Below are 11,149 nucleotides of genomic sequence, written 5' to 3'. Positions count from 1 at the left end.
CTGGAATTATGAATTAATAGCTTAAATAATTAAAATGGTCTATGTACAACGCCAAACACATTGTTCTAAAAGACAATGTGCTGTGCTGATTTGTTTTGATTTTGTAAGGAATGATTGAAATAAAGGATCTTTAATACAGTAGGACAAGTACAAAAGTCGCTTTGATGATTAGCTGCTCCCGGAACACAGGCGGCAATAATCTATTTAAAAAAGGAATTCTAAAAATTACGCTTTGGCAAAAACGTTTTCTGTTGTATTGGATAGATACGACAAAGGAATGATGGCTGAGATGTTCTGACGTAAAGAGCTTAGTCTGACACTAATTCGGTGCTGATTGTCGACTCTGAAAACTTCGCATTCCAAACCCGAAAGGTCGCCATGCTCAATTTTAAGTTTATCGCCTATTTTAGGCAGTACCGGTTCAATCTGAACATCTGTGATGTCCTCCACCTGGGTAAAAAGCTTGATGTAATCAATTTCTTCTTCAGAAACTTTTCCGTATTCTTTGCCAAATGACAAGTACGAACAGCCGCTTTCGACATTTAAAGCATCATGAAAGTCTTTATTGGATTTGATGTTTACAAAGACATAACTGGGAAATAATGGGATCTGAATTTTCTTGGTTCTGTCACTCCATTTTCTGATGCTGGTGGCCATCGGTAAAAAAGCTTCTAGTTTTTTTTCTATTAACTCTTTGTAGACTTTACTCTCATGTCTGTACCTTACGTAAAGAACATGCCATCCTTGTTTTTGATCCATACTATTTGGTTTTTTTCGTCACCGGGCATAGCTGCGCTATTACCAGTCACATGGTTATTTTTTTTAGAGATCTGTTTTTTGGTTTAATAGCTTTACCTTTTTTACTTTGAAGTAATTTTGGTAATAATGTTTTTGTTGCAACTCTCAGGACAATTGTCATTGTGTTTGGAGCGCTTTGTAAAAATCGGTTTGTTGAGGATTCAACTACTTATTTTTACTGAAGTAAATTTACAATAGCGGTTTTCAAATTCTACTACACCAAAGTGTAGTTCAGCTTGTTAGCGTTAAATACTACCTTATTGGGTAGTTTGTAGTTTACAGACGAAAGCTGAAAATCTTCCGGTGTAACCAAATGTTTGTTTTCGTTGTAGAAATTAATCAGTCCATTATAAGACATGGATACCGGGATAGTTTCTGATCCCAGGTATTCGATTGATTTTCCAACTATTTTGGCTTTGATTCCCATTAAGGTTAGTACGCGTAATAGTTTGGCGTCGATTTCGGCAAAAGCCATGTTGTCTTTGTGTTTGCAAACCGGTGCAATAGCACAAACCAATAGTTTTTTTAATAAGTTAACATCACGAACGCCTTTTTTGATGGCAAAACGTCCAATATGCCAGATTTCATTGATGGCATCTCCTTCTGCGCAGATAAAAGGATTGATACCAAACATTTTCTGAATTGGAAGTGGAGTGATGAAATCCCATTTTAAAACTCTGATGGTTCCTGTGAAGTCCCCTTGTTCGTTTTTGAAAGCGAATATTTTTGAGTTTTCTAAGTAGCCCATTTCTTCTTTGTAAACCGCATCAATATCATTTTGATAATGACCTGGTAGAATTTCATTGGAATGGTGATTGAAGTTTTCTGTGACTACAAATTTTGACATAAGTAAGATGTCATTTTGACTAATTGCTGGGTGGTTGTTTTTGGCGAGTTTCATAGTGTTTGTTTTCTCCAAAACTATCACCACAATTTACGCTTCATATTACACAAAATACTAGTTTCCAGTATTTTAAATAAAAACTACCTTTAAGTGTAGTTTTTAAAAACAGCTTTTCTGAAAAAAAAAGGCTCTTCTTAACGAAATGAAGTTATTATTGAAATGAAGTTAAATTCGTATAGAAATAAAAATATTTTAACAGCATCTCTCCAATTTTTCCTATATTCACACCCTGTTAAAAAAATATTAAAATATGGTAATTGAAAACGACTTTTTTTCCTCAAACAACACCGTTCACAAAATCTCCGAGGATGAAAAAGGCAGACTTGGAAATTATTTAGAATTGGTCCGGGCGTTTGCCAGAACTACTTACAGCAGTATTTATATTATCGATTACGAAAAGAAAGGTTTTGAGTACGTGTCCGAAAATCCATTGTTCTTATGCGATCACACTCCGGCAGAGGTTCAGGAATTGGGTTACGCCTTTTACTTTAAGTACGTAGTAAAAGAGGATTTGGATTTATTACTGAAGATCAACACTATAGGGTTTGATTTTTATCAGAATATCCCCGTAGAGGAGCGTTTGAATCATACGATCTCGTATGACTTTCGTTTGAAGAATCCCAATGGAAAGACTTTTTTGGTGAATCAGAAGCTGACTCCTGTTTTTTTAACCAATGACGGAAAAATTTGGAAGTCGATTTGTATTATCTCTCTTTCTTCTGAATTGCAGTCCGGGAATATTAAGATTTACAAAAAAGGAGAGAATAAGATCTACAGTTACGACCTGGAGGGAGATTTTTGGAAGGTGATGAAAAAAATAGAACTTACCAGCCGGGAAAAGGAGGTTTTGCAATATTCTATCAGGGGGTTTACGATTGCCAATATGGCCGAGAGTATGTTTGTATCAGCAGATACGATTAAGTTCCACAAGAGGAAGCTGTTTACCAAACTAGGGGTTGGGAATATCGCCGAGGCAATTGCCTATGCCACCAGTAATAAACTGATTTAAAAGACATAGGCTTTTATTTCTATGGGATAAGTGTTTTTCTGGCAGATTTTTTCTGTTGGGTCTTCCTGTGGCTATGGTTTAAACACATAGGAACATAGATTTTCTAACTGAAAATAAGACGTTTCACTTTTAATAAAACACAGAGTACTAGACAAGAGAAATACGTTTCTCTTGTGCATAGTTTTTGCACTTTACATTTCACATCTTACATCCCACATTTTACATTCTAAAACCGATGTTTCTGCGATAATTTTTTTCTCGCAGATCTTGCAGATTGTGCAGATCTTTTCTGTTGAACCTTTCTATGGCTATGGTTTAAACACATAGAAACATAGATTTTTCAACTGAAAAAAGGCGTTTCACTTTTAATAAAACACAGAGCGTGATCTAAGAGCAATGCGTTTCTTTTTAGACATTCTTTTCACATCTAACATAGCACATCTCACACCCATGTTTCTCCCGCAGATTTGGCATATTTTTTCTGTTGAGCCTTTCTGTGGCTATGGTTTAAACACATAGAAACATAGATTCTCCGGAGAAGATTAAGACGTTTTACATTTCACATCTAACACTCCATAAAATCTATGTCTCTACATGGCAAATTATCATTGTCAAAAGTCAAAAAAGGCATTCTATAAATCCTCATCTATAATGGCGGACAAATAAAATTCAGGGAATTTTTTATACTTTTTACCAGTTGCGATATTAAAAAGCAAATGGGTGCATAAGGCTGCTACCGACCAGGATGCAATAGCCATTTGTGGCGGTGATTGGCATCCTTTTTCGATTTTGTATTTTTCAATAATGCTGTCCATCCATTTTTGTGGATTTCCCCAGAATCGCAAATAACTTGAAGCGTATTCCATCATCGTTGCTTCGTTGAATTCTTCATCCCCATTGGCCAGCGCATTTAAAAGAAGACCATCCCTGGCAATAACAGTTACCAGACTCCCCCATCCTATATTGTAGGGATGCAGTACCGGAATGTCTAACTTTTGACAGGCCGTATCGAATATCAAGGGTACTGGAGAAGAAAAATCCAGTGTGTTAATTGCCGCTCTATGGCCTTTAATATGATCCCCTATATTTTCGACAGTCAGGAAAAAATCGATACAATTGATTTCTGCATTTTTATTAATCGATCTCAATCGCTTTGCCAGAGCATCTACCTTGTTCGAATCGATATCATCTTCAGTGTAATTTTGTCTGCTCAAATTAGAACTTTCTACCCGATCACCATCAACAATAGTGATTTTTTCAAAACCAAAACGCAGCGCACATTCGGCAATTACACTTCCAAGACCACTTCCTGCAAGCAGAATTGGGAAATTTTTTATAACCTCTTGTTCTTCATCCGTCAGATAAAGCTTATTTTTTGAATAACGGTCATCCATAACATCTATTTTTTTATTCAAAATTAAACATAAACAAGCGGTACCCTTTTAACCTAAAAGGTAGTTTTTACAGGCTCAGCCCCCATAATTGCTAATTTCATGCCCCTTAAAAGACTTAATAACTGTAAATCAATCAACTACATAAAAAACAAAAGACATAGGCATAAAAAAAACCTATATAAAACAAAAAAACAGCTACAAGAAGGCTCTCGTAGCTGTTTGTTTTAATGGTTTTTATGGGATATTCTCCTTCCTTTTACAGGAATAGAATGGTAATTTTAAAAAACAAGTTCTTCTCCAATAACAGAAGATTTGAACTGCTGATTGTTTAAGAGCTGTATGGACTCAATATATTGCGCCAGATTTGTAATTGTCGGCTCTTTATACAATTCTTTGAGCTCAATTTTAATATTGAATTCTTTCTGAATTTTAGAGATTACCTGGGTTGCTTTTAAACTGTGTCCGCCTAGTGCAAAGAAAATATCTCCTACTCCTATTTTGTTTTTCTGCAAAACTTCCTCCCATATGACAACTAGCTTTTCTTCGGTTTCATTGGAAGGTGCGATGTACTCCTGCTGAATTACATCGGCCTCGTTTACCGGCGGCAGTGCTTTTTTGTCGATTTTACCGTTTGGTGTAAGTGGAAATTTGTCTAAAAACACATAGTAACTCGGTAACATATAGTCGGGTAATTCGCGGCCCAGTGACAGGCGAAGCTGTTGTTTGTCTACGACTGTTGCGCTCACGAGGTAACTTACAATTACAGGATCGCCCTGAACGGTTGCGGTTACCACAACACACTGATCGATGTCTTGCTGTGACTGGAGTACTTGTTCGATTTCTCCAAGTTCTACTCTGTGGCCTCTGATTTTAACCTGACTGTCTTTTCGGCCTATGTAAGCGATGGTACCATCAGGTAACCATTTACCCAAATCTCCTGTTTTGTAGAGCTTCGTGCTCTCGTTAAAAGGATTGGTGATAAATTTTTCTGCCGTTAGTTCGGGTTGATACAAGTATCCTCTGGACAAGCCATCACCCGAGATACAGATTTCTCCAATAACGCCTACAGGCTGCAAGGCCAGGGCTTCTGAAAGTACATAGAACTGGGTGTTGTCTAAAGCTTTTCCAATAGGCACTGAATTTTCGTATGTTCCTTCTACTCTGTAATAACTGCTGTAGGTGGTGTCTTCTGAAGGCCCGTATAAGTTTCTAATAGCAATCCCTGAGTTGGTAAAATGATTGGCGATACTTACCGGAAAAGCCTCCCCGGCAAGGTTGATACCAACAGCATTCTCAAAGGTGGTTCCTTTTTCAATCAGGGTATGGATTACGGAAGGAACGGTATTGATTAATACGTTTTTATCGCTCTGGATATAATCTCCTATCGATAATCCGTTGGCCAGTAAGCGAATTTGTTTTCCGATGCTCCAAGGGTAGAAAAATTCATAAACAGACAGATCAAAACAATGTGAGGTTACAGCATACAGCATGTCAAAATCGGTATCGCTAAATTCTCTTTGTGACCAGCATAACATCGCGACAGCATTCTGATGGGTGATCATAACGCCTTTTGGTTTTCCTGTGGAACCAGAGGTGTAAATGATGTAGGCCAAATTCTGTGAACTGAAAGAGATCTGCGGCAATGATTTTGAGATCGGTGCTGCTTGTTTGAAAGCTGTTATAAAGTTATCGTCTATGGTGACTTTACATTTACTGTCCTGTTCGATATACGCAATTCGCTGCGCCGGATAGTTCGGATCGATTGGAACATAAGCACAACCCGATTTTAAAACAGCCAGTAAGGCTATGGGCAACCACTCGCTGCGGTCTAGTTTTACACCTACTAAGTCTTCTACGGCTAAGCTGTAATTACTTAACAAGTAGTGTGAAAGCTCGTTGGAGATTTCATCGAGTTCTTTGTAAGTAAAGCTTTTGTCATCGGTCACCAAAGCAATCTGCTCCGGAGTTTCCCAGGCCTGAGACACAAATAAGTCGACCATAGTGTGATCCTTAGAATACGCTATTGCGGTGTCGTTAAAATCCTCCAGCAATTGGGTGGTCTCGGCTTTGCTCAGGTAGTTGAGTGTGGCTACTTTTTGTTCCGGATTTTGGATGGCCTCTGTTAAAAAAGTATCCAAATGGTCGGCTAAACGTTCTACAAATTCTGCTTCATAAATATCGGTATTGTATTCGATGTACAAGCTTAGTTCGCCCTGATACTCTGCAAAAGCAAAGGTTAAATCAAATTTGCTAAATGACTTTTTCAGGTTTTTATAAGAGGTTATTTCAACACCATTTATAGCCAGATTTTCAGAGGCTAATAATTCCTGCTGGTTTTGAAAGACCACTAAAACATCAAATAGAACCGATCGACTCATGTCTCTTTGAAGATCAAGCGCTTCCACCAAACTATCAAAAGGATAGTCCTGATGGGAATAAGCTTTTAGTAAGGTCTCTTTTTGTATGTTTACTAATTCTTCAAAACTGGTTGCTTCTTCAAATGTCGTTCGGATCGCCAGTGTGTTTAAATACAATCCAGCCTGGTTCTCTAAATCACTGTGTTCTCTTCCGGCCACCGGAGTCCCAAGAATAATATCTCCGATATTGGCATATCTGGAAAGCAATCCGTTGATTCCGGCCATTAAGACCATAAAAAGTGATACCCCATTTTGCTGTGCATAGGCATTAAGCGCAGTGGTGGTATTTTTTAAAAAAGGATGTTTTACCCCTGAGCCATTATTGGTTTTAAGTTTAGGTCTTACTTTATCGGAAGGCAATTCCAAAACAGGCAAATCTCCTGAGAATGTCTCTAACCATGCGGCTTTGGATTTTTCCAACGTTGCCTGTCTCGATGGGCTGTTTTGCCATTCTGAATAATCTTTGTACTGAATAGACAAATCCGGTAATACGATTTCATTTCCTATAACCAATTCATTATAAATCGTTATAAATTCTTTACTCAATATCCCCATCGACCAGCCATCGCCAATAATATGGTGCATGTTAAGCATCAGAATATGACTATCTGCCGCCGACCTGACAATTTCTCCTATGAAAAGCGGTCCTTTTTCTAAGTCAAAAGCATGTCTTTGAAGTGCATTAGCATGATTCCGCAAGACTTCATCCGAGGCATTAGTTAAATCTGTAAACTGTAAAGTCCCGCTGTATTGGGCTGCCGGAACGATATACTGCCCCAGATTCCCCTGTCCGTCTTCTTTAAAAACAGTACGCAAGCTCTCATGTCTTTCTACTAAAAAGGTAAAGGTCTCGGCTAATTTGTCGAAATCCAGAACTCCTTTAAATTCAAATGCAGTAAAGAGGTTATAAGCCGAATTACCGGTTTCAAACTGACTCAAAGTCCACAAACGATGCTGAGACGAAGTAAGCGCATAAAAATCTTTGATCGCAGCTTTAGGGATAGACTCTGAAGAGGATAATAATGTGATCAGTTTCTTTTTATACCTTTTAATATCTTCAATAATTTCGGGTGTTAAAGCCCCCTTAGGAGCATTAATTTTCAAGTTTCCATTATCGATTTTAAGTCTGATATTCAAGGATTGCAACGTATGTAGTAAATTTTTTATCACGATATAATTTTTTAAGTAAAGTAAAAAGCATTTCTGTTTTTCAGAATCATTCTGTTCTCATCTCATTAGTTAACACCAAAAAATACTATCGGTTGAACTGAGATAAGTTTATATCATAATCTCATCCAAATCATCAACCGACTCTCCGGCCAATTCATTCTGAAATACGATAAATTTCAGTTTTTCTGAAACTCCAATAACATTCTGAGTTTCATACAAATCCTCAATCGAAAATCTCGTATCAAAAGCCTTGTTGATTCTGTTGATTAAAACGGTAGCTTTTAAACTGTTTCCTCCCAGTTCAAAGAAGTTATCGGTGATTCCTATTTTCTCTAATTTTAGGATGTCCTGCCATATGGCTACCAGTTTCTCCTCTATTTCGTTGGTCGGAGCAACATATTCCTGTTGAATAACGTCGTCTGTGCTTACCGGAGGCAGGGCTTTTTTGTCGATTTTACCGTTTGGTGTAAGCGGAAATTGCTCTAAAAACACATAATAACTTGGCAGCATGTATTCCGGCAATTCGCGTGAAAGTGACTGACGAAGCTGTTGTTTGTTGACCGTTGTGGCACTTACCAGATAACTAACAATAACAAGATCACCCTGTACGGTTGCGGTTACCACAACACACTGATCGATACCCTCTTGAGATTGTAATACCTGCTCGATCTCACCCAATTCGATACGATGTCCTCTGATTTTAACCTGACTGTCTTTTCGGCCTATGTAAGCGATGGTACCGTCGGGTAACCATTTGCCCAAATCGCCTGTTTTGTACAGTTTGGTAGTGTCGTTAAAAGGGTTGGTGATAAATTTCTCTGCTGTTAGTTCAGGTTGGTACAAATATCCTCTGGACAAACCGTCGCCCGAGATACAGATTTCGCCAATGACTCCCACAGGCTGCAAGGCCAGGTCTTCTGAAAGGATGTAAAACTGCGTATTGTCTAAGGCTTTCCCAATAGGCACTGAATTTTCGTAAGTTCCTTCTACTCTGTAATAACTGCTGTAAGTGGTGTCTTCTGAAGGGCCGTACAAATTTCTCATGGCTATGCCTGAGGCTGCAAAATGATTGGCAATGCTTACCGGGAATGCTTCTCCGGCAAGGTTAATTCCTGCGGCGTTCTCAAAAGTGGTTCCTTTTTCAATCAGAGTAAGGATTACAGAAGGAACGGTATTGATTAGTACGTTTTTATCGTTCTGGATATAGTCTCCTATTGATAATCCGTTTGGCAATAAACGAATTTGTTTTCCAATGCTTAACGGATAGAAAAATTCGTAAACAGAAAGATCAAAACAATGTGAAGTTACAGCGTACAAAATGTCAAAATTAGTATCGCTAAATTCTCTTTGTGACCAACATAACATCGCTACAGCATTCTGATGGGTGATCATAACACCTTTTGGTTTTCCTGTGGAGCCAGAAGTGTAAATGATGTAGGCCAGATGCTGCGAACTGAAAGAGGTTTGCGGCAATGATTTTGAGATGGATGCTGCTTGTCTGAAAGCTGCTATAAGGTTATTGTCTATAGTGACTTTACATTTACTGTCCTGTTCGATATATTCAATACGCTGCGCCGGATAGTTTGGATCGATTGGAACATAAGCACAACCCGATTTTAAAACAGCCAGCAAGGCTATTGGCAACCACTCGCTGCGGTCTAGTTTTACACCTACTAAATCTTCTACGGCTAAGTTGTAATTACTTAACAAATAGTGCGAAAGCTCGTTTGAGATTTCATCGAGTTCTTTGTAGGTAAAACTTTTGGCATCTGTTACCAAAGCAATTTGCTCCGGACTTTTCTTTGCCTGAGACACAAATAAGTCAACCATAGTCTGATCCTCAGGATACGCTATTGTTGTATCGTTAAAATCCTCCAGCAATTGGGTGGTTTCGGCTTCGCTCAGGTAGTTGAGTGTGGCTACTTTTTGCTCCGGATTTTGAATCGCTTCTGTTAAAAAGGTTTCCAAGTGGGAAGCCAAACGCGCTACAAATTCTGCTTCATAAATATCGGTATTGTATTCGATGTCTAAGCTTAGTTCGCCCTGAAACTCTGCAAAAGCAAAGGTTAAATCAAATTTACTAAATGATTTTTTCAGATTTTTATAGGGCGTTATTTCAACGCCGCTGATTTTTAGGCTTTCAGATGCTAATAATTCCTGCTGATTTTGAAAAACCACCAAAACATCAAACAAAACGGATCGGCTTGTGTCTCTTTTAAGATCAAGTGCATCTACCAAACTGTCTAAAGGATAGTCCTGATGCGAATAGGCTTTTAATAAGGTTTCTTTTTGTGTTTGAAGCAGGTCCTGAAAACTTACTGTTTTTTCAAATGTAGTTCGAATCGCCAGTGTGTTTAAATACAAGCCAACCTGATTTTCCAGATCACTGTGTTCTCTTCCGGCCACAGGAGTACCTAAAATAAGGTCGCTGCTGTTGGTATATCTGGAAAGCAATCCGTTGATTCCGGCCATTAAAACCATAAAAGGAGTTACCCCATTATGCTGTGCATAAACATTAAGGGCAGTGTTATTCTCTTTTGAAAAAGAATGTTTTATCCCTGAACCGTTATACGTTTTAAGTTTAGGTCTTACTTTATTGGAAGGCAGTTCTAAAACCGGCAAATCCCCTGAGAATGTCTCTAACCATAACGCTTTGGATTTTTCCAGCACTGCCTGTCTGGATGGGCTGTTTTGCCACTCTGAATAATCTTTGTACTGAATAGGCAAATCCGGTAATACGATCTCATTACCTAGAACCAATTCATTATAAATCGTTATAAATTCTTTACTCAATACGCCCATCGACCAGCCATCACCAATAATATGGTGCATGTTAAGCATCAAAATATGGCTATCTGCTGCCGATTTGACAATTTCTCCTATAAAAAGCGGTCCTTTTTCTAAGTCAAAAGCATGTTTTTGAAGTGTGCTGGCATAATTGGTCAAAACCTCAACAGGGGCATTAGTTAAATCTTTAAACTGTAAAGTCCCGCTGTATTGGGCTGCCGGAACAATATACTGTCCCAAATCACCCTGTTCGTCTTCTTTAAAAACGGTACGCAAGCTCTCATGTCTTTCCACTAAAATTTGAAAGGCTTTCGCCAATTTCTCAAATTCTAAAACTCCTTTAAACTCAAAGGCAGCAAATAAGTTATAAGCCGAATTACCGCTCTCAAACTGACTCAGAGTCCACAAACGATATTGTGAGGAAGTAAGCGCATAAGATTCTTTTACGGCTGCTTTAGGAATTGATTCCGACGATGACAACAAGCTAAGCAATCTGCTTTTATGCGCCTTAATGTCTTCAATAATTTCGGGTGTTAAAGTCCCTTTCGGAGCATTAATTTTCAAATCCCCATTTTCTACCCGAAGTCTTATATTTAAAGATTCTAGTGTATTGATTAAATTCTCTATCATGATATTTTTTTTAAAGTAAACTTTGAGTGCGTCTGTAATT

Annotated in this window: 6 protein-coding genes; 1 reads left to right on the top strand and 5 read right to left on the bottom strand. The window is 38.2% G+C overall.

The annotated features are described in order from the left end of the window. Positions 1-225: 225 nt before the first annotated feature. Both OLM61_RS12955 and OLM61_RS12950 read right to left on the bottom strand, forming a co-directional pair. Positions 226-759, bottom strand: a complete 534-nt coding sequence (locus tag OLM61_RS12955) for a UpxY family transcription antiterminator (RefSeq protein ID WP_264523069.1) — start codon at positions 757-759, stop codon at positions 226-228. Between the two features lie 253 nt (positions 760-1,012). Further along, positions 1,013-1,645 (bottom strand): hypothetical protein, encoded by a 633-nt coding sequence (locus OLM61_RS12950; RefSeq protein WP_264523063.1) that lies wholly within the window; start codon positions 1,643-1,645, stop codon positions 1,013-1,015. A gap of 307 nt (positions 1,646-1,952) precedes the next feature. Here OLM61_RS12950 and OLM61_RS12945 point away from each other — a divergent pair, with 307 nt between their 5' ends. After that, positions 1,953-2,711, top strand: coding sequence for a response regulator transcription factor (locus OLM61_RS12945; protein WP_264523062.1), 759 nt, complete (start codon positions 1,953-1,955; stop codon positions 2,709-2,711). 632 nt (positions 2,712-3,343) lie between these two features. On the opposite strand, the gene OLM61_RS12940 is transcribed toward OLM61_RS12945, so the two are convergent. The 3 genes from OLM61_RS12940 to OLM61_RS12930 form a co-directional block, all read right to left on the bottom strand. Next, positions 3,344-4,126 carry a ThiF family adenylyltransferase gene (locus OLM61_RS12940; RefSeq protein ID WP_319800524.1) on the bottom strand — a complete coding sequence of 261 codons (783 nt, stop codon included), beginning with the start codon at positions 4,124-4,126 and terminating at the stop codon, positions 3,344-3,346. A 257-nt stretch (positions 4,127-4,383) separates the two neighbouring features. Next, the gene (locus tag OLM61_RS12935; protein WP_264523068.1) at positions 4,384-7,692 is read right to left on the bottom strand and encodes an amino acid adenylation domain-containing protein; all 3,309 of its coding nucleotides are present in this window, start codon (positions 7,690-7,692) and stop codon (positions 4,384-4,386) included. A gap of 108 nt (positions 7,693-7,800) precedes the next feature. After that, the gene (locus tag OLM61_RS12930; RefSeq protein ID WP_264523067.1) at positions 7,801-11,109 is read right to left on the bottom strand and encodes an amino acid adenylation domain-containing protein; all 3,309 of its coding nucleotides are present in this window, start codon (positions 11,107-11,109) and stop codon (positions 7,801-7,803) included. Between the last annotated feature and the right edge of the window lie 40 nt (positions 11,110-11,149).

Source organism: Flavobacterium sp. N502536 (genome assembly GCF_025947345.1).
GTDB lineage: Bacteria > Bacteroidota > Bacteroidia > Flavobacteriales > Flavobacteriaceae > Flavobacterium.
This window is presented reverse-complemented; position numbering and strand designations above follow the sequence as displayed.